The sequence below is a fragment of the Kitasatospora sp. NPDC024654 genome (assembly GCF_055559155.1).
Window position 1 is genome coordinate 77,366 of record NZ_JBVHLF010000004.1, and the last position, 26,979, is coordinate 104,344.

Annotated in this window: 19 protein-coding genes and 1 pseudogene; 17 read left to right on the forward strand and 3 right to left on the reverse strand. The window is 73.9% G+C overall.

The annotated features are described in order from the left end of the window. Positions 1–132 precede the first annotated feature (132 nt). Positions 133–1,137 (reverse strand): ATP-binding protein, encoded by a 1,005-nt coding sequence (locus ACZ38L_RS03855; protein ID WP_465688912.1) that lies wholly within the window; start codon positions 1,135–1,137, stop codon positions 133–135. A gap of 198 nt (positions 1,138–1,335) precedes the next feature. Here ACZ38L_RS03855 and ACZ38L_RS03860 point away from each other — a divergent pair, with 198 nt between their 5' ends. Continuing rightward, complete coding sequence (locus tag ACZ38L_RS03860; RefSeq protein WP_465688914.1) at positions 1,336–2,238, forward strand: oxidoreductase; 903 nt, start codon at positions 1,336–1,338, stop codon at positions 2,236–2,238. 372 nt (positions 2,239–2,610) lie between these two features. Here the strand turns inward: ACZ38L_RS03860 and ACZ38L_RS03865 are convergent, their stop codons facing one another. After that, the gene (locus ACZ38L_RS03865) at positions 2,611–3,441 is read right to left on the reverse strand and encodes an HAD family hydrolase (protein ID WP_465689111.1); all 831 of its coding nucleotides are present in this window, start codon (positions 3,439–3,441) and stop codon (positions 2,611–2,613) included. Between the two features lie 818 nt (positions 3,442–4,259). On the opposite strand from ACZ38L_RS03865, the gene ssd reads away from it, so the two are divergent. The 7 genes and pseudogenes from ssd to ACZ38L_RS03900 all read left to right on the forward strand — a co-directional run. Continuing rightward, on the forward strand, positions 4,260–5,381 hold the full coding sequence (ssd, locus tag ACZ38L_RS03870; RefSeq protein ID WP_465688916.1) for a septum site-determining protein Ssd: 1,122 nt from the start codon (positions 4,260–4,262) through the stop codon (positions 5,379–5,381). Beyond that, positions 5,378–6,718 carry a TadA family conjugal transfer-associated ATPase gene (locus ACZ38L_RS03875; RefSeq protein WP_465688918.1) on the forward strand — a complete coding sequence of 447 codons (1,341 nt, stop codon included), beginning with the start codon at positions 5,378–5,380 and terminating at the stop codon, positions 6,716–6,718. Before ssd ends, ACZ38L_RS03875 begins: the two co-directional genes overlap by 4 nt. Further along, entirely contained in the window at positions 6,718–7,806 is a 1,089-nt protein-coding gene (locus ACZ38L_RS03880) for a type II secretion system F family protein (RefSeq protein WP_465688920.1), read from the forward strand. The genes ACZ38L_RS03875 and ACZ38L_RS03880 overlap by 1 nt, the downstream gene beginning before the upstream one ends. Before the next feature lie 368 nt (positions 7,807–8,174). Then, positions 8,175–8,687, forward strand: coding sequence for a type II secretion system F family protein (locus ACZ38L_RS03885; RefSeq protein WP_465688922.1), 513 nt, complete (start codon positions 8,175–8,177; stop codon positions 8,685–8,687). A 36-nt stretch (positions 8,688–8,723) separates the two neighbouring features. Then, complete coding sequence (locus ACZ38L_RS03890; protein ID WP_465688924.1) at positions 8,724–9,104, forward strand: DUF4244 domain-containing protein; 381 nt, start codon at positions 8,724–8,726, stop codon at positions 9,102–9,104. Next, complete coding sequence (locus ACZ38L_RS03895) at positions 9,094–9,504, forward strand: TadE family type IV pilus minor pilin (protein ID WP_465688926.1); 411 nt, start codon at positions 9,094–9,096, stop codon at positions 9,502–9,504. Before ACZ38L_RS03890 ends, ACZ38L_RS03895 begins: the two co-directional genes overlap by 11 nt. After that, positions 9,504–9,911, forward strand: a pseudogene (locus tag ACZ38L_RS03900) (Rv3654c family TadE-like protein); the annotation flags it as partial. The gene ACZ38L_RS03895 and the pseudogene ACZ38L_RS03900, both read left to right, overlap by 1 nt. An 84-nt stretch (positions 9,912–9,995) precedes the next feature. On the opposite strand, the gene ACZ38L_RS03905 reads toward ACZ38L_RS03900, so the two are convergent. Further along, positions 9,996–12,317: a DEAD/DEAH box helicase gene (locus ACZ38L_RS03905; protein ID WP_465688928.1), complete on the reverse strand. Its 2,322-nt coding sequence runs from the start codon at positions 12,315–12,317 to the stop codon at positions 9,996–9,998. A 239-nt stretch (positions 12,318–12,556) separates the two neighbouring features. On the opposite strand from ACZ38L_RS03905, the gene ACZ38L_RS03910 reads away from it, so the two are divergent. The 9 genes from ACZ38L_RS03910 to tmk all read left to right on the forward strand — a co-directional run bounded on the left by ACZ38L_RS03910 (position 12,557) and on the right by tmk (position 26,957). Further along, positions 12,557–12,898, forward strand: coding sequence for an STAS domain-containing protein (locus ACZ38L_RS03910; RefSeq protein ID WP_396556068.1), 342 nt, complete (start codon positions 12,557–12,559; stop codon positions 12,896–12,898). A 319-nt stretch (positions 12,899–13,217) separates the two neighbouring features. Then, positions 13,218–13,634 carry an ATP-binding protein gene (locus tag ACZ38L_RS03915; RefSeq protein WP_465688930.1) on the forward strand — a complete coding sequence of 139 codons (417 nt, stop codon included), beginning with the start codon at positions 13,218–13,220 and terminating at the stop codon, positions 13,632–13,634. A 442-nt stretch (positions 13,635–14,076) separates the two neighbouring features. Continuing rightward, positions 14,077–16,443: a sodium-translocating pyrophosphatase gene (locus ACZ38L_RS03920; protein ID WP_465688932.1), complete on the forward strand. Its 2,367-nt coding sequence runs from the start codon at positions 14,077–14,079 to the stop codon at positions 16,441–16,443. Positions 16,444–16,690: 247 nt separating this feature from the next. Beyond that, entirely contained in the window at positions 16,691–17,059 is a 369-nt protein-coding gene (locus ACZ38L_RS03925; protein ID WP_465688934.1) for a cyclophilin-like family protein, read from the forward strand. 136 nt (positions 17,060–17,195) lie between these two features. Then, complete coding sequence (locus ACZ38L_RS03930; protein WP_465688936.1) at positions 17,196–18,074, forward strand: BAR domain-containing protein; 879 nt, start codon at positions 17,196–17,198, stop codon at positions 18,072–18,074. An 85-nt stretch (positions 18,075–18,159) separates the two neighbouring features. Beyond that, positions 18,160–19,692: a DUF7059 domain-containing protein gene (locus ACZ38L_RS03935; protein WP_465688938.1), complete on the forward strand. Its 1,533-nt coding sequence runs from the start codon at positions 18,160–18,162 to the stop codon at positions 19,690–19,692. Positions 19,693–20,048: 356 nt separating this feature from the next. Then, a complete protein-coding gene (locus ACZ38L_RS03940) occupies positions 20,049–20,510 on the forward strand; it encodes a hypothetical protein (protein ID WP_465688940.1) in 462 nt (153 codons plus the stop codon). 361 nt (positions 20,511–20,871) lie between these two features. Further along, positions 20,872–23,733 (forward strand): type I DNA topoisomerase, encoded by a 2,862-nt coding sequence (gene topA, locus ACZ38L_RS03945; RefSeq protein WP_465688942.1) that lies wholly within the window; start codon positions 20,872–20,874, stop codon positions 23,731–23,733. A gap of 128 nt (positions 23,734–23,861) precedes the next feature. Then, positions 23,862–26,957 (forward strand): dTMP kinase, encoded by a 3,096-nt coding sequence (gene tmk / locus ACZ38L_RS03950; RefSeq protein ID WP_465688944.1) that lies wholly within the window; start codon positions 23,862–23,864, stop codon positions 26,955–26,957. The last annotated feature ends 22 nt before the right edge of the window (positions 26,958–26,979 follow it).

A 26,979-nucleotide genomic window follows, 5' to 3' on the forward strand; every position in this document is an offset into this window, starting at 1 on the left:
AAAGATCTCCCCCGCCGAGGGGGAAAGGGAAAGGGTGGGACCCCGCCCCCCCCCCCCCCGCTCCCTCCCCCCCCCCCCCCCCCCCCCCCCCCCCCGCCCCTCGGTCGGGTCCCGGTGGGATTGCTCGGGAGGTCAGGCGGGCGCGGCGGCCGGGTTCTGGGCGGGTACGCCGGTCTGCCGGCCGAGGGTGAACTCCGGGTCCACCTGCGCTGCCAGGTCCGTGCCGGTCTTCGCGTTGCCCCAACTCTCCGCGTTGCGCAGGTGGAAGTGGACGGCCTGGGCGGTGTACCGGCCGGCGTCCCGCCGGTGGTACGCCGCGTCCGCCTCGGCCTTCAGTAGCTCCAACACCTCGCGGTTGGTGGGTTCGAGCGCGCTCAGCGGCGGCGCCTCACCCTGCTCCAGGCGGCGGACCCAGTCCGAGTGGCCGAAGGTGGCCAGCAGGTCGTCCCCCACCTCGCGGCGCAGGAAATCCAGGTCGGCCTGTCCCTGGACCTTGTTGCCGACCACCCGCAACGCGATGTCGAAGTCGCGGGCGTACTCCTTGTACTGCCGGTAGACCGAGACGCCCTTCCGGGTCGGTTCGGCGATCAGGAAGGTGAGGTCGAACCGGGTGAACAGGCCGGAGGCGAAGGAGTCCGAGCCGGCCGTCATGTCCGTCACCACGTACTCGTCCTGACCGTCGGTCAGATGGTTGAGCAGCAGCTCGACCGCGCCGACCTTGGAGTGGTAGCAGGCCACGCCGAGGTCCTCCTCGGTGAAGGCACCGGTGGCTAGCAGTCGCACCGAGCCCTCGTCGAGGGCGATCGGACGTGCGCAGGTCGCGTAGACCGGGTTCTCCTCGACGATCCGCAGCAGCCGGGAGCCGCGGCCGGGCGGGGTGGTCTTGATCATGACGTCCGCCGATGCCAGCCGGGGATTGCTGCCGCGCAGGTACTCCTTGATCTCCGGCAGGTGGGCGCCGAGCGAGGGAAGCGCGGCTGCCTGATCATCAGTCAGGCCCAGGGCCGGCCCCAGGTGCTGGTTGATGTCGGCGTCCATCGCGATCACCGGCCGGCCGTCGGCGGCGAGATGGCGGATGAACAGCGCCGACAGGGTGGTCTTGCCACTGCCGCCCTTGCCAACAAAGGCGATCTTCATCTGGATTCCCGGCTTTCGTTCCGCCGATCGCCACGGAGGCGCCGGCCGTCAGCTTGTTGGTAATCGTTATCGTCACCGATAGCGTCATGGTAGCCATGGCCCTCGCCGCCCCGCCGGAGGGTCCGGAGGATTGCCTCGAACGGGTGACGCCGGGGTTGCTGTGCGGGCCGGGTCGAGGGGGTCGTTACCCTCGGGTAGGTGAGCACTGGAACTGATCCGCTTGCCCCGCTGGCCGAGCTGCCCGGGGTTCCCGAGTCCGTCGCCGAGGTCCGCAAGGCCGTGGACCGGTTGTACGGCCACCGGGTGATGCGGCGGCGCGCGCCCGAGGTCACCTCGGAGGCCGCGCTGCGTGGGGCTCGCGCCTCGGCCGCCTTGGCCGGCGCCGACTGGCCGCTCGAAGAGGTTCGGCGGCGGAGCGATTTCAGTGCCGGCGAGCAGGATCGCGTCATCGGTGGGGCGCTGCGGCTCTCGGCCGAGGCGGGGCAGCTGCTGAGCGTGTGGCGGACCTCGCCGCTGCAGGTCCTGGCGCGGCTGCATCTGCTGGCGGCCGGCGAGGGGAGCTCGGCCGGGCGGCCCCGGCAGGCCGGCGAGCCGGTCGACGAGCTCTTCCCCTTGGAGCTGGCGGCCGCCGAGGGGGTGGCGGCTCGTGTCGCGCCGACCGTCCAGCCCGTGCCGGTGACGACCGCGCTGCCGTCGGCGCCCATGCCCGAGGAGGCCGCCGCGCGGCTGGACCAGCTGTCCCAGCTCCTGGTGGCGCGCACCTCGGGTGCCGTCGGTGCGGCTCCCGCACTGGTCGTGGCGGCGGTGGTGCACGGCGAGCTGCTGGCGCTGCGCCCGTTCGCCTCCCACAACGGGGTGGTCGCCCGGGCCGCACAGCGGATCGTGCTGATCACCGAGGGGCTGGACCCGAAGGCGATCTGCCCGGCCGAGGTGGGACTGGTCGAACTCGGCACGGCCGCCTACCGGCAGGCGCTGGCCGGCTATGCCAGTGGGACGCCCGAGGGGCTGGCGCACTGGATCGGGCACTGCGGGTTGGCGGTGGGACTGGGGGTCCGAGAGAGCACGGCGGTCTGCGAGGCGATGCAGCGCGGAATGGTCTGACCGGCCGAATCGGTCCGTTCCCGCTCCGGTCCGTTCCCGGGCCGGGCAGTGAGTTGCGGCGGCACCCTGACCGCTGGTACCGCCGCTGGCACAGCGTTCCGGGTGACCATGCGTGCACCGGATGTGCCCATCAGGCGGGGATCCTGCCCGTTCGCCTGGTGCGGCGGCCCGTATCGCGGGTCGGCTGCACGTGGGTGCTCGGAACCTGTACGCGGTCCGTGGGGCCTGAACTGCGGTGTCGGTCTGACCTCTTCGGGTCCTTCCGGGTCTCGCGGGCCGTAAACCCTTTGTATCTCGGATCCGGGGCAAACGGAACTCGAACGGCGAATTCTTTACCTTTTGTCCGATTTGCTGACAGATGCTGCCAGTTGGTCAGTTGACCGGACGCTGCCGCTTGGCCAGGTGCCAGACCAGCCCGGCGGTCACCATGGCCGTTCCGACCGCGACGGCGACCACCGCCGTGCGACTGGGGGCCCTGAACTCGGGCAGCCGGCGGTGCAGTTCGATGGGACGATCGAAGACCAGTACCGGCCAGTCACGGGCCACGGCCTCCTTGCGCAGCCCGCGGTCGGGATTGACCGCGGAGGGGCGGCCGACCGCCTCCAGCAGTGGCAGATCGGTGATGGAGTCGCTGTAGGCGTAGCACTCCGCGAGGTCGTAGCCCTGCCGCTCGGCCAGCTCGCGGATCGCGGCCGCCTTGTTCTCGGCGTAGGCGTAGTACTCGATCTCGCCGGTGTACCGGCCGTCCTCGATCTTCAGTCGGGTGGCGATGACGTGGTCGGCGCCGAGCATGGCGCCGATCGGCTCGACCACCTCGGCTCCGGAGCTGCTGACGATCACCACATCGCGACCGGCGGCGTGGTGCCGCACGATCAGGGAGGCGGCCTCCTCGTAGATCAACGGGTCGATCAGGCCGTGCAGCGTCTCGGCGACGATCTCGCGGACCTGCTGCACGTTCCAGCCACGGGTCAGGGTGGAGAGGTACTGCCGCATCTTCTCCATCTGGTCGTGGTCCGCGCCGCCGACCAGGAAGACGAACTGGGCGTAGGCGCTCTTGAGTACGGCCCGACGGTTGATCAGACCGCCCTGGTAGAAGGGGCGGCTGAAGGCGAGGGCGCTCGACTTGGCGATGATCGTCTTGTCGAGGTCGAAGAAGGCGGCGGTGCGCGGGGCGGCCGGGTGGGGGTGGGGTGCGCCGGGCAGTCCGGCGCGGGTGGAATCGCCTGGGGCCGTGGCTCGGGGGGTGTCGTCCCCCGGTGTCGCGCCGTCCGGCTGGACCGCCGCCGGGACGGCACTCGCGTCGTGGTCCGAGGCGGGGGTCGGCTCCGGAGCGGCGGTCGGCGCGGTCTCCGAGGCGGAGTTCTCGTCGCCGTTGGCGAGGTCGGCGTTCTCGGTGGTGTCCACAGCAACCGAGGATAGATGGCGGCTTCGATGACGCCGCCATTCGGTGTACTCAGGGCCCTGCGGGTTTGTGTTTCTGGCCGCTCGGGTACACCATGGAAGTCACGGATCGTTCGCGACCGTGCTAACCCGGTCCGGCTCCTCCCCCCCGAGTCGGGCCGTGGATAGACGACCCCCGCTCTCCCCCCCGGCGGGGGTCGTCGCATGTCCGGGCCCATTTTCCAAGGCCGGCGGCTGGCGTGGGGGAGGTGTCGGAGGGGTGCCGGGCGTGGCGTACCGGGCGGGGAAGGGCGGCGGAGCCCCGCCGCCGTTGATCACTCTCCGTAGTCCAATGCTTCGCTCGGGGCGACTGTTCGGCGGTTGTCAATTCATTGCCGAGATACGCCCGCACGAGTGAAGTGAGCCCTCTCGAGTGGACTCGGATTTGTCCACACCCCCCGGGTTATCCACAGAAATCGCTTCGCGGCAGACGAACGGCCGGCCCGACGGCACTGTGGGGGCCACGCCGAAGCGACGGCCGGTCCGGGGTGCGGTTCGCCCCCTGATGCCAGGCCGTCGGCCGAGGTTCCCACCGTCGCTCGCGGCCCCGCCGGCGAGCGACCGACGCCGGGGAGGCAGGCGTGTCGACACCCACCACCGACCAGTACGAGCCCGGGGCCGAGGACCGGGAGGCCAAGGGCCCGCTCATCCTCACCGCGGACGAGGCTCTGGCCGAGCACCTGCTCCGGCTCTGCGCGGCGGCCGGCACCGAGCCGCAGGTGCTGTCCGGGGCGCCGCCACCGCTTCACGTGTGGGAGGCCGTCCCACTCGTGTTGATCGGCGACGACGTCTCGGAGCACTGCGCCGGGCTTACTCGGCGTCCGGGGGTGCTTCTGCTCGGTTCGGACCTCGGCGATCACGACGTCTGGGTCCGGGGCATCGAACTCGGTGCCGAAGAGGTGCTCTTCCTGCCCGACGCGGAGTCCTGGCTGCTCGACCGGATCGCCGATGCCGTGGAGCGGGTGGGACCCCCGGCGCTCACCGTCGCCGTGATCGGCGGGCGGGGCGGGGCCGGCGCGTCCACGCTGGCCTGCGCGCTGGCCGTGACCGCGGCGCGGGCGGGGCATCGGACGATGCTCATCGACGGCGACCCGCTCGGCGGCGGCTTGGACGTGCTGCTGGGTGGCGAGTCGGCCGACGGGCTGCGCTGGCCGGATCTGGCCGCCGCGCGCGGTCGCCTGAGCGGTCCCGAACTCGCCGATGCGCTACCGCAGCTGCACAGCCTGTCGGCGCTCTCCTGGGACCGGAGCGACGCACTGGTGATCCCGCCGGAGGCCATGCGAAGTGTGCTCGCGGCGGCCCGGCGCCGAGGCGGCCTGGTCGTCCTCGACCTTCCCCGACATCTCGACCCGGCCACCCGGGAGGCACTGGACCAGGCCGACACCGGCCTGCTGCTGGTGCCGGCCGAGCTGAGAGGGATCACCGCGGCCGGCCGGGTGGCCACCGCGATCGCGATGCGGTTGGCGGACCTGCGGGCCGTGATCCGGTTGCCCGGACCGATCGGCCTGTCGAGCGCGGAGATCGCACGCGGACTCGGTCTGCCACTGGCCGGCGAGGTCACCCGGGAGGCCGGACTGCCGGTCGACGTCGAGCGCGGCAACCCACCCGGCCTGCGCCGGCACGGGGCGCTCGCGCGCTTCTGCACCGGCTATCTCACCGAAGTCATGCCCACGATCACCATCAACGGAGGAGCGGTCTCATGAACAGCCGGACGACCTCGACCGGATATCCCGGCACGCGCCGTCTCCCGTGGGGCCGGCGGCCCGAACAGGCGGGGCGGCGGGCGCACCTGGTGGCCGTCCGGCGGCCGGCTGACCCCGCTGGGTCGCCGGGGCCGCCGCGTGGACCGGGAGCCGGGCGCGGCGCCGAACTGATCGACGCCGTGCGGCTACGACTGGCCGAGGCCGGGGCGGCTCCGACCAGTGGTTCGGTGGCTGCGGCGCTGCGGGCCGCCCGTCCGCCGCTCGGTGGGGACGACGTTCTGGACACCGTGCGCTCGTTGCACTCGGAGCTGGTCGGGGCCGGGCCGTTGGACGTGCTGCTGGCGGATCCCGAAGTGACCGACGTCCTGGTCAACGGGCCGGACGAGATCTGGGTGGACCGGGGCAGCGGGCTGTGTCGCGAGGCCGGGGTCCGTTTCGCGGACCGGGAGGCGGTGCGCCGCCTCGCACACCGGCTGGCCACCGCCGCCGGGCGGCGGCTCGACGACGCCCGCCCCTGGGTCGACGCCCGGTTGCCCGACGGGACCAGGTTGCACGCGGTGTTGCCGCCGATCGCCGAGAGTTGCACCCACATCTCGCTGCGCGGCAACCGCCCTCGGCCGTTCACGCTGGATGAGCTCGTCCGGACGGGGGCGCTGCCCGCGGCGGGTGCCGAACTCCTCCGGGGTGTGCTACGTGCCCGGCTCTCGCTGCTGATCAGCGGGGGCGCCGGTACCGGCAAGACCACCCTGCTGGCGGCCCTGCTGGGCCTGGTGGGGCCGACCGAGCGCATCGTCATCGCTGAGGACTCGGCGGAACTCCGGCCGGACCATCCGCATGTGGTCCGGTTGCAGAGCCGGCCGCCCAACCAGGAAGGGCTGGGCGAGCTGACCTTGCGCGACCTGGTCAGGCAGGCGCTGCGGATGCGCCCCGACCGGCTGGTGGTGGGTGAGGTCCGGGGCGCCGAGGTGCTCGACCTGCTGACCGCTCTCAACACCGGCCACGAGGGCGGCTGCGGCACTGTGCACGCCAACGCCGCGGTCGATGTGCCGGTCAGGTTGGAGGCCCTCGGCTCGATGGCCGGTCTCGACCGGCTCGCCCTGCACAGCCAGCTGCGGGCGGCCCTCGACCTGGTGGTCCATCTGGTCCGGGATCCCGCCAGTGGGCGGCGGCGGGTGGCCGAGGTGCACACGGTGACCGCCGACCCGGCCGGTCTGGCCGTGACCCAGCCTGCGGTGGTGCTCGCCCCGGACGGTTCGGTGGTCCGGGGGCCGGGCTGGGCGCGGCTGGAACGACTCTGTGCGGCGCGTGGCGTGGTGGCGGGAACGGGGATCGGGTGATGAGCGAGTGCTTGGAGCCGGCCTCGGTCCTGGTCCTCTGTGTCGTGACCCTGGCTGCCTGGTGGTGGCTGAACCGCTCGAGCCGGGCTCGACGGCGGTCGGACGGCCTCTTCGGCGAAGCCGGCTGCGGGGGTGCCGGAGCGGACCGCCTGGCCGGGCGGGGCGCGCACCTGGTGCGGATGCTGATCGACGGGCGGGGATGGGCGCGGATCCCCTGGCTGGTGCCGGAGTTACTGCTGGTCGCGGTCGGGCTCGGGGCAGCCCTGCCGACACGGTCGCCGGTTCCCCTGGTGGCCATGGCGTTGGCCGTCCACCCGGCGTATCGATGGCGGATCGGTCGGCGGGTGCGTCGCGCGGCGCGTGGGCGGGCGGACGCGGTGGTCGAACTCTGTGCCGCGCTGGCCGGTGAGTTGCGCGGTGGGGCCACACCCGAGCAGGCGATGGTGGCGGTCACGAGCGGGGAACGCGACTCCGGAGGGCTGCTCGCCCGCCTCGGTCCCGAGGCGGTGAGTCGGCTGTCAGCCAGTCGGTACGGCGCGGACGTCCCGGCTGCCCTCCTCTGGGTGGCGGGGCAGCCGGGCGGCGGGGGAGCGGCGGCCGTCGCGGCCTGCTGGCAGATCACCACGGAGAGCGGCGGCGGACTGGCCGCAGGTCTCGACCGGGTCGCCGAGGCGCTGCGGGCCGATCGCGCCCTGGCGCAGGCGATCGAGGGCGAGTTGGCCGGGCCACGGACCACGGCGGTGCTGTTGGCGGCGCTGCCGGGGTGTGGACTGCTGCTGGGTGGGCTACTCGGTGCGCAGCCCTGGGAGGTCCTGCTGCACACCTCCTTGGGGCTGGGGTGTCTGGGTGTCGGGGCGCTTCTGGAGGCGGCCGGGTTGGCCTGGACGGACCGGATCGTGCGTGGTGCCCAACTCGCCGGGGCCGGTGGGCTTGGTGGGCCCCTCGCGGTCGCGGTGCGCGGCGACCGGCTCGGTGCGCGGGCGGGGCGAAGGCCGAACTGTGTTGCCGGACCCCCTCGGTGCGCGGATGCGTGGGCCGTCCGGCGGCCGCGTCCGGTAGGTTCTCGAACTCCGGCGGTGGGGCGATGACCAGCGTCCTCGGTGCTCACGCGGTCCCGCCGCCGCTGGTCATGGCGCTGCTCCTGCTGGCTGACGCGGCTGGTCTGATGGTCGGGACCCTCTGGTCGCTCGGTTGGTTGCTGCGCAGGCGGTCCCGGCGGGCGCGCGCGGTGCGCCTATCGGGTGGAAGGCGCGGACCGGGCGGGCGGCATCGCCGTCATCCCGGGGGATTCGCCCGGGCCGGGCCGGTCCGAGTGGCCGGAGGGTGGGGGTGCGGCGACCGGGCAGAGCAACAGGATTGGCCCGTAGGTGAGTTCACTCCACCACTGAGGGCGGGTGTACCGGCCACGCTGACCGGCGGAGCGATCGCTCCGCTGCTCGGAGCGCTCACCACGGCGATGGTGAAGGTCGGGCTGCCATGGCTGCGCGGCAGACGGGCCCGTCGGGCGGAGTTGGAGCTGGCCCATCTGATGGCCCAAATTCCGCTCACCGCAGAGCTCCTGGCAGCCTGCCTGGTCTCGTCGGCCTCACCTGCCCGGGCGGCGGCGGCCGTTGCCCGGGCGGTGGGCGGCGCCATGGAGGGGCGGCTGGCCGCGGTCTCGGCGGAGCTGAACCTCGGGGCTGCGCCCACGATTTGCTGGGAGCGGCTCGGGGTCGGGTGTCCCGCATTGGCGCCGCTCGCCCACTGCCTCGTCCGGACCAGCGTCAGTGGGGCTCCGGCAGCCGCGCCGCTGGTGGGTCTGGCGGCCGCCCAGCGGGCCGAAGTGGCCGCAGCGGCTCACGCCAGGGTCCGCAGGGCCGGGGTGCTGGCCACCGCGCCGCTGGGGCTCTGCTTCCTGCCAGCGTTCGTCCTGGTCGGCATCGTGCCGGTGGTGACCGGACTGGCGAGTGCTTTTTCGCAAAGAAGTTGACGGCAGATCAGTACAAGAACACCAGGAGGTCAGGTCATGAAGAACATCGCGCACGACTCGGTGTCCCGCTTCCGGTTCATCCCGTTCCCCTCCCACGAGCACGCCGAGCAGGCGTGTCCGGGACCGCTCGCCCCTGCGGTGCCGAACGGCGGGGTACCGCTGGCCGGTTGGGCCCGGCAGCGGGTGCCGCGGCACCGGCCGGCCCGCGAGGTCGTCCGGCGCGGGGTGCGCCGGCTGCCCCGCTGGGTGCGACGTCGCCTGTCGGTGGCGCCGGACGCGGGGATGTCAACCGCCGAATACGCGATCGGGACGGTCGCCGCGTGCGGGTTCGCCGCGTTGCTCTACAAGGTGCTGACCGGTGGCACGGTCAGTGATGCGCTGACCGAACTGGTCAACCGGGCGCTCCATGTGGTCTGAGCGCGCTCGCCGCAGCCCTCCCGGTGGCGCGGGCGGGGTGCGCGGCGGCCGGGACGGTGGCTACGTCACCGCGGAGACGGCCGTTGCCCTGCCGGCGCTGGTGCTGCTGCTGGCGATGGTGCTGTGGGGCGGGGCGGCGGCCGCCGCCAAGCTCCGCTGCATCGACGCGGCGAGGGTCGGGGCACGGGCGGCGGCCAGGGGCGACGGTGACGCGGTGGTCGTGGCGACCAGGGCCGCGCCGCCGGGCGCGGTGGTCCGGCTGACGCGGCAGGCCGGCGTGGTCCGGGTGGTGGTGGAGGCCGAGTGTCTCGGGCCGGGCCGCCTGGCCTCCGCGCTCTCCGTCACGGTGGCCGGCGACGCGGTGGCCGCTCTGGAGGATTCGACGGGTGGTGAAGTGTGATGACGACGGGTCGACTCGGTGGCCGTCGAGGCGGTGTGGGGCGGGCGGGGGCGGTGAGGGTGTCCGGCCAGGGAGCGGCGGGGCCCGAACTGGGCTCCGCGACGGTCTGGTTGGTCTCGCTGATGTTCCTCTGCTGCGCGGTGTTCGGGGTGATCCTGGCGCTGGGCACGGTGCTCGCCGCCAGGCACCGTGCCGAGTCGGCGGCCGACCTCGCCGCGCTCGCGGCCGCCGACCACCTCCTGCTGGACGCCGATGGCGGCTGTGGCCGGGCGGTCGCGATCGCGGCGGGGCAACGGGCAACCGTGGTGTCCTGCCGGGTCGACCTGGCGGCGGACCAGGTGGACGTGGTGGTGCGGGTGCCGCCGGCGGGTCTGCTGGTGCCGCTCGGCCCGGCCCTCGCCCAGGCCCGGGCCGGCCCGGAGTGGTCGCTCGGCCGTGCGCGGGCCGGATCCGGCTCCGCCACGCCGGACCAGACCGTTGCGGCCCGGTGGCTACTCGCGGGGAGCACCAGCGAGCAGGACGGTCAGCAACCGCACCGCGCCGGCCTTGTCCAGCGGGTCGTTCCCGTTGCCGCACTTGGGCGACTGCACGCAGGAGGGGCAGCCACGCTCGCACTCGCAGGCCGCGATGGCGTCCCGGGTCGCGGTGAGCCACTCGACCGCGCGACGGAAGCCGTGCTCCGCGAACCCGGCGCCACCCGGGTGCCCGTCGTAGACGAACACGGTGGGCAGCCGGGTGTCCGGGTGCAGGGGCACCGAGACGCCGCCGATGTCCCAGCGGTCGCAGGTCGCGAAGAGCGGCAGCAGGCCGATCGAGGCGTGCTCGGCGGCGTGCGCGGCGCCGGGCAACTGGTCGAAGGGGACGGTCGCGTCCAGCAGCTGTTCCTCGGTGACGGACCACCAGACCGCTCGGGTGCGCAGCGTCCTGGGCGGCAGGTCGAGCTTGGTCTCGCCGAGGATCTCCCCGGTCGAGATCCGCTTGCGAAGGAAGCCGACCACCTGGTTGACCACCTCCACCGAGCCGAAGCTGAGCCTGCCCGCGCCCCACGCCACACTGCGGTCGGTGGACAGCACCGAGATGGCCGTGGTGTCGCGGGCGGCGGTGGTGTAGCTCGGGTTGGCGGACTCGACCAGGGCCACCGAGGTCTCCAGGTCCAGCTCCCGGACGAGATAGGTCCGGCCCTGGTGGAGGTGGACGGCGCCGGTGTGCACCGTGGTGTGGGCGGCGGCCGCGTCCACCGTGCCGAGCAGCCGTCCGGTCGACACCTCCACGATCTGGACCGGGTTCCCGCCGCTGCCGCGCAGGTCGACGGCGTCGGCCGCGCGCTCCCGGCGGGTCCAGTACCAGCAGCCGTCGGAGCGTCGTCGCAGCAGTCCGCGTTGCTCCAGGGCCGGCAGCAGCTGTTCGCTGGCCGGACCGAAGAGGGCCCGGTCCTCCGGGCCGAGCGGGAGTTCGGCCGCCGCGGCGCAGAGGTGCGGGGCGAGCACGTGGGGGTTGTCCGGATCCAGCACGGTGGCCTCCACCGGGCGCTCGAACAGCGCCTCGGGGTGGTGCACCAGGTAGGTGTCCAGCGGGTCGTCCCGGGCGATCAGGACGGCGAGCGCCCCCTGGCCCTTGCGTCCGGCCCGCCCGGCCTGCTGCCACAGCGAGGCGCGGGTGCCCGGGTAGCCCGCCAGCAGCACGGCGTCCAGGCCGGAGACGTCGACCCCGAGCTCCAACGCGGAGGTGGAGGCCAGGCCGAGCAGCCGGCCCGAGTGGAGGTCCCGTTCCAGGGCCCTACGCTCCTCGGCGAGGTAGCCACCGCGGTAGGCGGCGACCCTGTTGGCGAGGGCCGCGTCGAGGTTGTCCTGGGCCTGCAGCGCGACCAGCTCCGCAGCCCGCCGGGAGCGGACGAAGGCGACCGTGCGGGTGCCGTCCGCCACCAGATCGGTGAGCAGGTAGGCGGCCTCCGCGGTGGCGGTCCGCCGGACCGGGGCGCCGTTCTCGCCGACGTACCCGGTGAGCGGGGGTTCCCACAGCGCGAAGACCAGGGGACCGCGGGGCGACGCGTCCTCGGTGACCGCGACCGCGGGCAGTCCGGTGAGCCGCTCGGCCGCCGCCGCGGGGTCGGCGGCGGTGGCCGATGCGAGCAGGAAGATGGGTTCGGATCCGTACCTGCGGCAGAGCCGGCGCAGCCGGCGCAGGACCTGGGCGACGTGCGAGCCGAAGACGCCGCGGTAGGTGTGGCACTCGTCGATCACCACGTAGCGCAGTGCCTTCAGGAAGGAGGCCCACCGGGAGTGTGCCGGGAGGATGCCGCGGTGCAGCATGTCCGGGTTGGTGAGCACGTACGAGGCGTACTGCCGGACCCACTCGCGCTCCTGGGCGGGGGTGTCGCCGTCGTAGAGCGCGGCCCGGACCCGGGGCGGCGCGAGTTCGGCGGCCCGGCGGCGCTGGTCGGCGGCCAGTGCCTTGGTCGGGGCGAGGTAGAGCGCGGTGGAACCGCGGCCGTTCGGCGCCTCGGTTCCGTCGAGCAGCTCGCTGAGCACTGGCGCCAGGTAGGCCAGCGACTTGCCCGAGGCGGTGCCTGTGGCGAGCACCACAGTTCGACCGGCCCGGGCCAGATTCATCGCCTCCGCCTGGTGGGCCCAGGGTCGCTCCACTCCGAGCTGCAGGGCGGCGGCGCGGATCTCCGGGCGGATCGAGTCGGGCCAGGCGGAATGACGGGCCCGCCGTGCGGGCAGATGCTCCGTATGGGTGAGCCGGTCCGAGCGCCCCCGGCTGGCGACCAGGGTCGTGAGCAGGGCTTCGGGCAGGCGATGGCTGGGCGGCACGAGGACCCAGTGTGTCACTGGAGTGACGGAGAATCGCGGCAAGCCATCGTGCGGGCATGGTGCCAGGTGGTTGAATGAGGCGGTGGCGGCCAGTTGGCCGGGCCGGCGGCACCTGGGCCGGTCGTTCGACCATGCGGTGACAGACCGCAGTGGCCGGGATCGGCAGCCGAGACGGCCGATGCCGCCCGACTCGCCGTAGAACGCAATATGACGTAGCAAGGCAAGGTGCTGGAGGTTCCGTGGACCTGTCCCTGTCGACCCGTACCGTCGGCGATCGCACGATCGTCGAGGTTGGCGGCGAGATCGATGTGTACACCGCCCCGAAGCTGCGCGAGCAGCTGGTCGAGCTCGTCAACGACGGCAACTATCACCTGGTTGTCGACATGGAGGGCGTGGACTTCCTCGACTCGACCGGTCTGGGCGTGCTGGTGGGTGGCCTGAAGCGGGTGCGTGCGCACGAGGGCTCGTTGCGCCTCGTCTGCACCCAGGAGCGGATCTTGAAGATCTTCCGGATCACCGGTCTGACCAAGGTGTTCCCGATCCACTCCACGGTGGATGACGCGGTCAACTCGACCGACTGACGCGGGACCGTTCGCGCGGGCGTCCGCGGCCGGGTCATGGCGGCCCGGCCGCCCGGTCGGCGGCCCTGCGCCCCTCGCCCGGCCAGCCGGCCGGTGCGACGGTGGCTCGGCCTGCCCGTCCGGTCGGTGTGGCGGCCCTGCCAGGCACGCTGTGCGGCCTGGGTGCTTTGACGTGCCCCTGGGCGGCTGGGCCGGCCCGCACAGGGCGCTGGCCGGGCAGAGCCCGCGTGCGGTGTGGTCGAGTGAGCAGGACCGTCCGGCAGCAGAGCGTCGGCGATCGGCGTCGGACGCCCGGCGGAAAGAACCCCGAGGGGGAGAGATGGCAACCGTCGAACTTCGATTCAGCGCCCTTCCGGAGCACGTGCGGACCGCACGGCTGGTGGCGGCGGCGGTGGCCAGACGGGCCGGCGTGGACGAGTCGGTGCTCGATGAGGTCCGGCTGGCGGTCGGCGAGGCCTGTTCCCGGGCCGTTGGCCTGCACCAGCGCGGCAGCGGTAGTGGCGGAGCGGTCCGGGTGGCCTTGACCGACCAGGAGAAGCGTTTCCTCATCGAGGTCGGCGACGGCGCCGGGCCGCTCAGTGACCTGATCGCCTCCGGCGGAGCGGAGGAGTCCGCCGACGGCTCCGAGGACACCCTGGGCCTCGCGGTGATCACCGGGCTGGTCGAGGACCTGGAGGTCGGCCGGGACGACGACGGCGGTGTGATCCGGATGAGCTGGCCGGTGGCGGTGGCCTGACGTCCGAGGCCCGCGCCAGACGCCTGACACGTGGCCCTGACGGAACGTCGGGGCCATTGGCATGCCGTGGGCCCCGCAGCGCGGACGGTGCCTCAAGATGCCGCTGAGGCTGCCGGGGTGACGGTCCACCGGTGCGGCAACGGCGCATCGTCGGCTGAAAATCATGGGCGGTTGCCGAAAACTCCGGGTTTTCGGCAACCGCCCATGATTCTTTGCGGGCTGTCCTGCACGCGGACTATTTCAATCACGCGTTGATTCCTACACTCCTGAGATATCCGGTCGGGTCAGCTGGGTCGGGCCCGGTCGCCTGTGCCACCAGAGCCACTCGCGCGGCGTGCCAACAGGCCGGCGTGCCAGTCGTCAGGGAGGACGCATGGCGGGATTCACTCTCATCACATCCGGTTCAGTGCACCCATCGATTCTTTTCCATACCGGCCTGGAAATGGCCGACGGTACGTCCGGGGCCGCTGTGCTCAGCGGGGGGAATCGTATTCTCGTCCTGATCATCGGTCTGATCGCCCTGGCCGCCCTGGGGGTAGCCGTTCTGCTGGTACGTCAGGTGCTGGTGTACGAGGCCGGGACGCCGGCGATGCGGCGGATCGCGGAGGCCGTCCAGGAGGGGGCCAACGCCTACCTGGCCCGGCAGTTCCGCACCCTCGGCGTCTTCGCGGCCGGGGTGTTCTTCCTGCTCCTGCTGCTACCGGCGGACGGCTGGTCGCAGCGGCTCGGGCGCTCGGCCTTCTTCCTGGTCGGCGCGGTCTTCTCGGCGGCCACCGGCTATCTGGGCATGTGGCTCGCAGTCCGGGCGAACGTCCGGGTGGCGGCGGTGGCCCGGGGCGTGACGGCGGGCCAGGAACGGCCCGCGCAGCACCGCGCGATGCGGATCGCCTTCCGGACCGGCGGTGTGGTCGGGATGTGCACGGTCGGCCTGGGGCTGCTCGGCGCGGCCATCGTGGTGCTGATCTACCGGGCCAACGCGCCGAAGGTGCTGGAGGGCTTCGGGTTCGGCGCGGCGCTGCTGGCGATGTTCATGCGGGTCGGCGGCGGCATCTTCACCAAGGCGGCCGACGTCGGCGCCGACCTGGTGGGCAAGGTCGAGCAGGGCATCCCCGAGGACGACCCGCGCAACGCCGCCACCATCGCGGACAACGTCGGCGACAACGTCGGGGACTGCGCGGGCATGGCGGCGGACCTCTTCGAGTCGTACGCGGTGACCCTGGTCGCCGCGCTGATCCTGGGCCGGGCGGTGTTCGGCGACGTCGGGCTGGTGCTGCCGCTGGTGGTGCCGGCGATCGGCGTGGTCACCGCCGTCCTCGGCATCGTCGCGGTGGCGCCGCGGGCGCGCGACCGCAGCGGGATGACCGCGATCAACCGCGGCTTCTTCCTCTCCGCCGGGATCTCCCTGCTGCTCGTCCTCGGCGCGGTCTTCGTGATGCTGCCGGCCCACTTCGGTGATCTGCGCGACGTGCCGGCCTCGCTGCGGGACCACCACGGTGACCCGCGGCTCTTCGCGCTCGCGGCGGTGGCGATCGGGATCGCGCTGGCGGTGGTGATCCAGCAGCTGACCGGCTACTTCACCGAGACCAGCCGGCGACCGGTGCGGGAGGTCGGGCGCAGTTCGCTGACCGGCCCGGCCACCGTGGTGCTCTCCGGGATCTCGCTCGGCCTGGAGTCGGCGGTGTACTCGGCCGTGGTGATCGGCGCCGCGGTGTACGGGGCGTACCTGCTGGGCGGCGGGTCGATCGTGCTGGCGCTCTTTGCGGTCGCGCTGGCCGGGACCGGCCTGCTGACCACGGTGGGGGTGATCGTGGCGATGGACACCTTCGGTCCGGTGTCGGACAACGCCCAGGGCATCGCCGAGATGTCCGGCGAGGTGCACGGCGCCGGGGCCCGGGTGCTCACCGAACTGGACGCGGTCGGCAACACCACCAAGGCGATCACCAAGGGGATCGCGATCGCCACGGCGGTGCTCGCGGCCACCGCGCTGTTCGGGTCGTTCACCGACGCGATCAACGAGGCGGTCGGTGGTGTGTCGGGTGGGACGGCGGGGGCGGCCAGCCTGAGCCTGGACATCTCCCAGCCCAACAACCTGGTCGGGCTGCTGCTGGGCGCGGCGGTGGTCTTCCTCTTCTCCGGCCTGGCGATCAACGCCGTCTCCCGGTCGGCGGGCTCGGTGGTCTTCGAGGTGCGGCGGCAGTTCCGCGACCACCCGGGGATCATGGACGGCAGCGAGACGCCGGAGTACGGCAAGGTGGTCGACATCTGCACCCGGGACGCGCTGCGCGAGCTGGCCACGCCCGGGCTGCTGGCGGTGCTGGCTCCGATCGCCGTCGGCTTCGCGTTCGGGGTCGGCGCGCTCGGCGCGTACCTGGCCGGGGCGATCGGCACCGGCACGCTGATGGCGGTCTTCCTGGCGAACTCCGGTGGCGCCTGGGACAACGCCAAGAAGCTGGTCGAGGACGGCGCGCACGGCGGCAAGGGCAGCGAGGCGCACGCCGCCACGGTGATCGGGGACACGGTCGGCGACCCGTTCAAGGACACCGCCGGGCCGGCGATCAACCCGCTGCTGAAGGTGATGAACCTGGTGTCGCTGCTGATCGCGCCGGCCGTGGTGCGGTTCAGCTTCGGGGTGCACGCCAGCGCGGGGGTGCGCGCCGGGGTGGCCGGGGCGGCGGTGCTGCTGGTGGTCGCGGCGGTGTACAACGCCCGGCGGCGGTCGGTCAGTGTGGCTGCCGAGCCGTCCGCCGGTGCGTCCGGGGGCTTGGCGGCCGGGACCGGCGAGGCCGTCGAGGCGGCGGCCGGCGGCTGACTGGCCGGGCTTGGCGGCCGGGTCCGGCGGGTGGCCGAGGGGTGGTCCTGGCGGTGGTCGCCGGGACCACCCGTGCGTTCGGCAGACGGACGCCGGGCGGATGCCGAGACGCGATTGACAAACTGTTGAAGGAACGGCTTCGCCCCTCCCGGGCGCGATGGGCACGATCGGCGCCGCGCGCCGGCCGGTGACTCCGGTCGGCCATCGGTGACCAGTGATCGAGATTCAGACCCGGAGAGGGACCTTCATGCGGATCCGCATCCTCTGGCCGGCCGGCCAGGCAACGGCGACCTTGCGGTCGACCCCTACCAGTGAGGCGCTCTGGGCCGAGCTGCCGATCGACTCCTCGGCCAACACCTGGGGTAAGGAGGTGTACTTCGGCACGCCGGTGAGCGTGCCGCGTGAGCCGGACGCGCAGCAGGTGGTCGAGCCCTGCACGGTGGCGTTCCGGACCGACGGCGACGGCTTGGCGCTGCCGTACGGGCCGACCCCGGTCTCGCACGGCGACGAGTGCCGGCTGGCCAGCCCGTGCAACCTGCTGGGCGTGCTGGACGGGGACCCGGGGGCGCTGCGCACCGTGCGCGAGGGCGACCCGATCCGGGTCGAGCGGGCCTGACCAGCGCTGATGGCCAGGCCCTCGGTCGTACGGGGGCCGCACTGGCGGGCGAGCGGGTCGGGGTGGCACGGACGGTCCGGACCGGTCGGGTAGGTTCACCCGGGACGGTTCGGTACTGGACGGAAGGGTTCTCCTGGTGGACGAGCAGGTGCCGGCGGGCCGGCAGGTCGCGCCGACCGGTGGGGCCGCGGCGCCCGGGCGGGCCGCCGGCGGACGACGTGGGACGGACGGCGGGGCCCGGACGCGCCGCCTGTTGGCGGTGCCGGTGCTGGGCGCGCTGCTCGTCTCCGGCGCGGTCGCGTGCAGCAGCGACAACAGCAGCGCCCAGCTGGACTCCTGGGCGAAGACCGTCTGCGACGGGATGCGGGACCCGGTCGCCAAGGCGCAGGCCGCGCTGAGCGACACCGGCCAGGTCAAGCAGGGCGAGACACCCGGCGACCTGCAGCAGCGGCTCTCCGGGGACCTCGGCGTGCTGGCCAGCAGCACCCAGCAGATCGCCGCGGCGATCAACCAGGCCGGGGCACCCAAGAGCAGCGACGGCGCGAGCGTGCAGCAGGACGTGGTCAACTCGCTCGACCAGGCGGCCAAGGGCTACCAGGCGGTGCAGCAGAAGCTGGCCGGGCTGCCGACGAACGACCAGGCGAAGTTCGCCGACGGACTGAAGGGCATCGGCGACCAGGTGCAGCAGCTGGCGCAGGTCTCCACCAGCGCGCTGGCCAAGGTGCAGAGCGGGGACCTGGGCACGGCGATCACCAAGCAGCCGGGCTGCAAGAGCACCGGGACGGTGGCCCCCGGGGCCGGCGCGGCGTCCGGGGCCCCGGGGGCGAGCGGTTCGCCGGCCCCCGGGGGTTCCCCGGGCGCGTCCGGCTCCCCTGCGGCGAGCGGTTCCCCCGGCGCGTCCGGCTCCCCCTCCGCCGCCGGCTCCCAGGCGCCCTCCGGGGCGCCCGCGGGCAGCCCGTCGGCGGCACCCGGAGGCTCCGGAGCGCCTTCCTCGCCGGCGCCCGCCCAGAGCTGACCACCGGGGCGCGAGCTCCGGGGCGCGGGCGTGGTGCGGCCCGCCGGTGGCCGGGCCGCGCCACGGGAGGCGGGAGAATGGCCGGGTGACCATCCTCCCCACCCCTGACCCCGCCCGCCTCGCCCGCCTGCGCGAGGCGCTGCTCGCCGCCTCGTACACCGCGGACGGCTGCCTGGACCTGCTCGGACCGACCGGCTACGCCGCGCTGGCCCGTGGCGAGTCGGTGCCCGCCCTGCGGGCGACCCGTGGCGGTACGCCGCTGGAGACCCTGGTCCGGCTCTTCCTGCTGCAGCGGCCCGTCCCGTACGCCGCGGCGGCGGCCGCCCTCCCGGTCGAGGAGGCGCTGGTGGACGGCTGGCTGACCGCGGACGGCCCGGAGGTCCGGGCCAGCGTGGATGTCCGGCCGTACGCGAACGAGGTGGCCGGGCTGGAGAGCGCCGACGCCTGGGTGGTCTCCGACCTGGGGTGCGCGGTCGGCGGCGCGAGCGGCATCGGCGGTGGCGGCAGCCCCGCCGGGGTGGCCCGCCGCGAGCTGGTGCTGGGGGTGGGCGGCGCGTCCACCACGCTCGCCAACCTCGCCGTGCGCCGCCCGGTCCGCGCCGCGCTCGACCTGGGGACGGGCTCCGGGGTGCAGGCGCTGCACGCCGCCCGGCACGCGCAGCACGTCACCGCGACCGACCTCAACCCGCGGGCGCTCGCCTTCGCCCGGCTCACCCTGGCGCTCTCCGGCTTCGACAACACCGAGACGGCCGAGGGCAGCCTCTTCGAGCCGGTGGGCGAGCGGCGGTTCGACCTGATCGTCTCCAACCCGCCGTTCGTGATCTCGCCCGGCAGCCGCTTCGTCTACCGCGACGGCGGGATGGCCGGTGACGAACTCTGCCGCAGCCTGGTACGCGGCGCCGCCGCGCACCTGGAGCCCGGCGGTTACTGCCAGCTGCTGGCCAACTGGCAGCACGTGCGCGGCGAGGACTGGCACGACCGGCTGGCCGGCTGGGTCTCGGGCACCGGCCTGGACGCCTGGGCGGTGCAGCGCGAGGTCCAGGACGTCGCGCAGTACGCCGAGCTCTGGCTGCGCGACGGCGGCGACCACCTGGCCGGCCCGGAGGACTACCGGTCCCGCTACGACGAGTGGCTGGACGCCTTCGAGGCCGCCAAGGTGGAGGGCATCGGCTTCGGCTGGATCACCCTGCGGGCGTCCGGCGCCGACCAGCCGACGGTGCGGATCGAGGAGTGGCCGCACCCCGTCGAGCAGCCGCTCGGCCCGCACATCGAGCAGTGGTTCGCCCGCCAGGACTTCCTGCGCGGCCACGACGACGCCGCGCTGCTCGGCGCCCGCTACCTGCTGGCCGACGAGGTGGTGCAGGAACAGGTGGGCGCCCCGGGGGCGGAGGACCCCGAGCACGTGATCCTGCGGCACAACCGGGGCATGCGGCGGGCGACCAAGGTGGACACCGTGGGCGCCGGGTTCGCCGGGGTCTGCGACGGCACCCTGGCCGCCGGCGAGATCGTCGACGCGATCGCCCAACTGCTCGGCGAGGACCGGGTGCGGCTGCGCGACCGGGTGCCGGAGTCGCTGCGGCTGCTGATCGAGCAGGGCTTCGTCGAGCCGGTCTCCTGATCCGGGCGGCCGGCCCGCGGCGGCCCAGGGGTGGTGGAGCTCGGTGACGCCGTCGAACAGCGAGAGCCCGGCGGCGGCAGCGCGCCGGTGGCGGCGGGTGGACGGGAAGCCTGCGTGACGTTCCCCAGGGGCGTTGTGTGGCCGCCGGGCTGACGGTCACTCACCGGCCGTCCGTGCTCCCCTCCGGCCGCCTGTTTCCGGCGTTGCGGCCCCGTGCCCGAACGCTGCCCGGGAGGGCGCCGTTCACCCGCCGGTGGTCGTGGGTTCACCCCGCGGACGCCGAGCGTCCGCGCCGGGTTGTCCACGGCCTGCCAGGCTCCCGGCCGGAGCGGATCTTCGGTGAGGGGCGGACGGGGATGGAGCCGGCGACCACGGCGCTCGCGGGCGGCGTGCTCGCGCTCTTCGGCGCGGGCCTGCTGCTCTGGTGTGCGGCCGAGCTGCGGGTGCGCCGACGGCTGCGCCGGCACGGGATCCCGGTCGCGGCCCGGGTGCTCCCCGACGGGAGCCCCGTCGAGGCGCTGGACCCCGCCCCGCTGCTCTCCTTCACCACCCTCGCCTCGGTCGGTGGCGTCGACGGGCGGGACGGGTCGGAACCGGTCCGGACCCGTCCGCGCGGCAGTACCGCGCTGCGCCGGCCGGCCGGGCTGGTCCCGGGCAGCAGCGTCCGGGTCTGCTACGACCCGCGCCGGCCGGCCCGGGTCGTGCTCACCGGCGTCGGGACCGCGGCCTCGTTGCCGCTCGACGTGTTCTGGACGATTCTCGGCACCAGCTCGCTGGCCGCCGGCCTGAGCCTGCTGGCCTCGGTCTTCACGGGCTGAGAGCGCGCCGCCGCCCCCGCTCCCCGGTCCCGCCGAAGGGCCGCCGCAGACCGAAACCGCACCCCTGGAGGCCCCTGCGGCGGGGAACCGCGCGGCGCTAAGGTCCATCGTCGGGTTACCGTTCGAGTGGCGTCGGTCGGCCTTGCCGGTGAAAAAGCGGGATCCGTCCGTTTGACAAGGGTGACCAGGGTACGGTCACACTCCGCTGGTGGAGTCGTCGCGATGCGGCACCACGGGCGGTGGTGTGTGCCGGGCGACGGAGAGCCCGCGCAGCCTTCGGGGGCCGGTTCCGCAACCGGTCGGACACCCGTGGGCCAGCCGTCGGCCAGCACAGGAAAACGACCGGGAGAGAAGAGCGAAGGTGTCCCCGAGCAGCGAGACCGCGCGCAACGGCAAGCGACTCGTCATTGTCGAGTCGCCGGCCAAGGCGAAGACGATCAAGGGCTACCTCGGCCCCGGCTACATCGTCGAGGCGAGCGTCGGGCACATTCGCGACCTGCCCGGGACGGCGGCCGAGGTGCCGGACAAGTACACCGGCGAGGTGCGCCGGCTAGGCGTCGACGTCGACCATGACTTCGCCCCGATCTACGTGGTGAACGCGGACAAGAAGGCGCAGGTCAGCAAGCTCAAGCAGCTGCTGGCGGAGTCCGACGAACTCTTCCTCGCCACCGATGAGGACCGCGAGGGCGAGGCCATCGCCTGGCACCTGCAGCAGGTGCTCAAGCCCAAGGTGCCGGTCAAGCGGATGGTCTTCCACGAGATCACCAAGGACGCCATCCAGGAGGCGGTCGCCAACCCGCGGGAACTGAACCAGCGGCTGGTCGACGCCCAGGAGACCCGCCGGATCCTCGACCGCCTCTACGGCTACGAGGTCTCGCCGGTGCTCTGGAAGAAGGTCATGCCGAAGCTTTCGGCGGGCCGCGTCCAGTCGGTGGCGACCCGCCTGGTGGTCGAGCGCGAGCGCGAGCGGATCGCCTTCACCTCCGCCTCGTACTGGGACCTGGTCGGCACCTTCGGGACCGGCCGCACCCCGGCCGACGCCGCCAACCCGGAGAGCTTCGGTGCCCGGCTGGCCACGGTGGACGGCCGGCGGATCGCCACCGGCCGGGACTTCGGCCCCGACGGGCAGCTGAAGACCGCCAACACCCTGCACCTGGACGAGCAGGCGGCACGCGCCCTGGCGGACGCGCTGGCGCGGACCGCGTTCAGCGTCCGCAGCGTCGAGTCCAAGCCGTACCGGCGCTCGCCGTACGCGCCGTTCCGCACCACCACGCTCCAGCAGGAGGCCAGCCGCAAGCTGGGCTTCGGCGCCAAGCGCACCATGCAGGTGGCCCAGAAGCTGTACGAGAACGGCTTCATCACCTACATGCGCACCGACTCCACCACGCTGTCGGAGACCGCCGTCGCCGCCGCCCGCGCGCAGGTGACCCAGCTGTACGGCGCCGACTACCTGCCGGACGCGCCGCGGGTGTACGCCAGCAAGGTCAAGAACGCGCAGGAGGCGCACGAGGCGATCCGCCCCTCCGGCGACCGCTTCCGCACGCCCGCCGAGACCGGTCTGAGCGGCGACGACTTCCGGCTCTACGAGCTGATCTGGATGCGCACCGTCGCCTCGCAGATGAAGGACGCGGTCGGCCAGTCGGTGACCGTCCGGGTCGGCGGCGTCACCGCGGACGGGCGGGACGTCGAGTTCTCCGCCTCCGGCAAGATCATCACCTTCCACGGCTTCCTCAAGGCCTACGTCGAGGGCGCCGACGACCCGAACGCCGAGCTCGACGACCGCGAGCGGCGGCTGCCCCGGGTCGCCCAGGGCGACCCGCTGGCCGCCGAGCAGCTCAGCCCCGAGGGCCACGCCACCAAGCCGCCGGCCCGCTACACCGAGGCCTCGCTGGTCAAGGAGCTGGAGGACCGGGAGATCGGCCGCCCGTCCACCTACGCCTCGATCATCGACACCATCATCGGGCGCAAGTACGTCTTCAAGAAGGGGACGGCGCTGGTGCCGTCGTTCCTCTCCTTCGCCGTGGTGAACCTGCTGGAGAAGCACTTCGGCCGGCTGGTCGACTACGACTTCACCGCGAAGATGGAGGATGACCTCGACCGGATCGCGGCCGGTGAGGCGCAGTCCGTGCCGTGGCTCAAGCGCTTCTACTTCGGCGAGGGCGAGGGTGCCGCGGCCGGCGCCGCGGCGGAGGCCGGCAACGGCGACGGCGACCACCTCGGTGGTCTGAAGGAGCTGGTCACCGACCTCGGCGCGATCGACGCCCGGGAGATCAGCTCGTTCCGGCTGAGCGACGACATCACGCTGCGGGTCGGCCGGTACGGACCGTACGTCGAGAAGGTCGCCGCCGAGGAGGGCGAGCCGGGCCAGCGCGCCGACATCCCGGTCGAGCTGCCGCCGGACGAGCTGACCGTCGAGCTGGCCGAGGAGCTGCTGGCCAAGCCGAGCGGCGACTTCGAGCTGGGTGTCGACCCGGTCAGCGGCCACCCGCTGGTCGCCAAGGACGGCCGGTACGGCCCGTACGTCACCGAGATCCTGCCCGAGGACACCCCGAAGACCGGCAAGAACGCGGTCAAGCCGCGGACCGCCTCGCTGCTCAAGAGCATGTCGCTGGAGACCGTCACGCTGGAGGACGCGCTCAAGCTGCTCTCGCTGCCCCGGGTGGTCGGCGCCGACCCGGAGGGCGTGGAGATCACCGCGCAGAACGGCCGGTACGGGCCGTACCTCAAGCGCGGTACCGACTCGCGGTCGCTGGCCAGCGAGGAGCAGATGTTCACGGTCACGCTGGAGGAGGCGCTGGCGATCTACGCCCAGCCCAAGCAGCGCGGCCGGGCCGCCGCCGCGCCGCCGCTCAAGGAGCTGGGCACCGACCCGGTCAGCGAGCGCCCGGTGGTGGTCAAGGACGGTCGGTTCGGCCCGTACGTCACGGACGGCGAGACCAACGCGACGCTGCGCAAGGACGACGACGTCGAGACCATCACGCCGGAGCGCGGCTACGAGCTGCTCGCCGAGAAGCGGGCCCGCGGGCCGGTGAAGAAGGCGGCGAAGAAGGCCCCGGCCAAGAAAGCGGCGGCCAAGAAGACCACCGCCACCAAGACGGCGGCCAAGAAGGCCCCGGTCAAGAAAGCCGCCGTGAAGAAGACCACGACCACCAAGGCGGCGGCCAAGAAGACCACCACCGCGAAGAAGGCGGTGGCCGAGAAGGCGGCCTCGGACGAGGGCTGAGCCCGGCTCGAACGAGCCCCGCACCCGGGTGGTGCGGGGCTCGCGGGCTGTGTCACAAGCCGGTCATGGCTGCGGCTCCGGACCGCCGGAGCCCTTTCCGGCCAGTGCTCGCCCGCTACGCTGACGGTATGACGAGCGAGGAGCAGCCCACCCCCACCGCTGAGGCCGCGGCACGAGCCGGGGCCCCCGACCTCCCCGAGGTCGCGCCGGCCGGTACGCCGGGCGAGCGGGCGCGGGCGCTGCTCCGGGTCCGCCCGTACCGGCGGCTCTGGGTGACCCAGCTGCTCGGCGGGACGGCCGACCGGCTGGCCTTCCTGGTACTGCTGGCGCTCACCGTGGCGGGCGCGGCGGTCGGCGGCCAGTTCGGCGGCGGCTACCGCGGCCTGGCGTTCACCGTGGCCCTGGTCTTCGCGGTCCGGCTGCTCGCGGCGCTGCTCTTCGGCGCCGTGCTCCTCGGGCCGCTGCACACGCTGCTCACCAGCCGGCTGGACCGGCGCTGGACGCTGCTCGGCGCGGACGGGCTGCGCGCGGTGCTGGTCGGCATCGCGCCGTGGTGGCTCGGCTGGGTCGGCGGCTCGGCGGTGCTCTACCCGCTGCTGGCCACGGTCTTCGTCACCGGGGCGGCCGAGCGGGTCTGGGCGGTGGCCAAGAGCGCGACCACACCGACCCTGCTGCCCGCCGCCAACCCGTACGTCCCGGCCGAGGAGCAGCGGCCGTCCGCGGCCAACCTGGACACCGTGCGCACCCTGGACATGCGCACCGGCTGGGCGACCGTGCCGCTCGCGGCGCTCGGGCTGATCGGCTGCACGCTGCTGAACAACCTGGGCGCGGCGCTCGGCTCGCACTGGCTGCGGAGCCACCAGGTGACGGTGGCGGCGCTCGGCGCGGCCGCGCTCTTCGCGGCCGCCGCCGTGCTGCTGTACCTGCAGGAGCTGCCGGCCGGCGGCCCGCTGGGCAGCCCGCGCTCGCCGCTGCAGGGCCTGCGCGCGCCCACCGACGCGACGCCCGGCCCGGCGCTCACCAAGGGCCGCACCGGCTCCGCGCCGTACTTCACCTTCTCGGTCGCCGCGGCCTACGCCTCGATGGCGGGGATCGCCTCGCTGGCGCTGCTGACCGCCGGCGAGCACGACGCCGGGCCGATCGGCTTCGGCCTGCTGGTGCTCGCCGCGACCGGCGCGCCGTGGCTCGGCCTGCGGCTCACCCGGACCACGCTGCCCGCGCTCTCCCGGCGCCGGTTGCTGGCGGTGGCGCTGCTCGTGCTGGGCGCCGCGCTGATCCTGGCCGGGCTGGTCTTCGACTACGTGCTGATCCTGCTGCTCACCCTGGTGGCCGGGACGGCCGCCGGGCTGGTGATCGGGGTCGGCCGGGCGCTGCTGGCGCAGGAGGTCGAGGAGGCCCGGCTGCCGCGGGTCGTCGAGCACCTGTACGCGGTGCTGCGGGCGGTGGTGGCCGCCGCGCTGGTGGCCGTCCCGCTGATCGCCGCCGGGTACGGCGAGGTGGAGTTCGGCACCCGGCAGCCCGGCGGCTTCACCTTCGTGCACGGCGGGGCGGCCCTGGCGGTGGCCACCGCGGGCGTGCTGACCCTGGTGCTCGCGGCCATCGTGCTGCTGAAGACGGACGACCAGCGCGGCACGGTGCCGTTCGGGCGGGAGCTGCTGGAGTCGCTGCGCGCCGACCACGACGTGCCGCCGCACCGGGCGACCGGCACCGGCTTCTTCATCGCCCTGGAGGGCGGCGACGGCGCCGGCAAGTCGACCCAGGCGCAGGCCCTCGCGGAGTGGATCCGCAGCAAGGGCCACGAGGTGGTGGTCACCCGCGAGCCCGGTGGCAGCCCGATCGGGCAGCGGCTGCGCGGCCTGGTGCTGGACGTCAGCAACACCGGCCTCTCGCACCGCGCGGAGGCGCTGATCTACGCGGCCGACCGGGCCGAGCACGTGGAGAACGTGATCCGGCCGGCGCTGGCCCGTGGTGCGGTGGTGATCACCGACCGCTACATGGACTCCTCGATCGCCTACCAGGGCGCGGGCCGGGATCTGGCCGCCACCGAGGTGGCGCGGATCTCGCGCTGGGCCACCGGCGGGCTGGTGCCGGACCTGACCGTGGTGCTGGACGTCGATCCGAGCCGGGCCCGGGAGCGGTTCACCGAGGCGCTGGACCGGCTGGAGTCCGAGCCGACCGAGTTCCACGAGCGGGTGCGGTCCGGGTTCCTCGCGCTGGCGGCGGCCGACCCGGTGCGTTACCTGGTGGTCGACGGCAGCCAGCCGCCCGCCCTCGTGACCACCGCGATCCGCCACCGGCTGGACCGCGAGCTGCCGCTCTCCGAGCAGGAGAAGGCGGCCCGGATCGAGCAGGAGCGGCTGGCCCGGGAGGAGGCTGAGCGGCGCGCCGCGGAGGAGACCCGGCGGAAGGCCGAGGCGGAGGCCGAGGAGCGCAAGCGGCAGGAGCTGCTGGAGCGACTCCGGGCCGAGCAGGCCGAGAAGGAGCGGCTGGCGAAGGAGGAGGCCGAGCGGGTTGCCGCCGAGGCCGCCCGGAAGGCGGCCGAGGAGGCCCGGCTGCGCGCCGAGCAGGAGGCGCGGCGGCGGGCGGCGGAGGAGGCCGAGCGGCGCGCGGCGGAGCAGGCCCAGCTGGCGGCCGAGGCCGCCGAGCGGGCCCGTCGGGAGGCGGAGGCCGCCCAGGAGGCCGAGCTGCAGCGTCAGCGCGAGGTTCAGCGGGCGGAGCAGCGGCGGCGGGCGGAGGAGGCGCTGCAACGGGCCGAGGAGGCCCGGCTCGCCGAGGCGAGCGCCGCGGAGGACCCGGCGACCACGCAGCTGCCGAAGGTCACCGGGGCGGAGGAGCTGACCGAGGAGATCTCCGAGCGCGACCGGCGGGCGGCGCTGGCCGCGGCGGAGGAGACCGCGGTGCTGCCGCGGGCGGCCGACGAGACCGCGGTGCTGCCGCGGACGGCTCCGGACGCGCCGGTGCGGCCGGTGGACGACCGGGTGCCGCCGGGCCTCTGGCGGCCCGAGCCGGCGGCGGACGGCGGTTCCGAGCAGACCCAGGAGCTCGCGTCCGGGCCGGCCGGTCCGCCGTCCTCGGCCCGTCGGCCGTCCTGGGCGGAGGCGACCCCGATGGACGACCTGCCGAGCCTGACCGACAGCCTGCTGGGTTCGCGCGAGGAGTGGGCCCGCTGGGAGCAGGAGGGCCACGACCCCGACGAGGGCGGCCGGCGCAAGCGCCGGAAGTGACGTCCTCCGCCAGGGGGGCCGC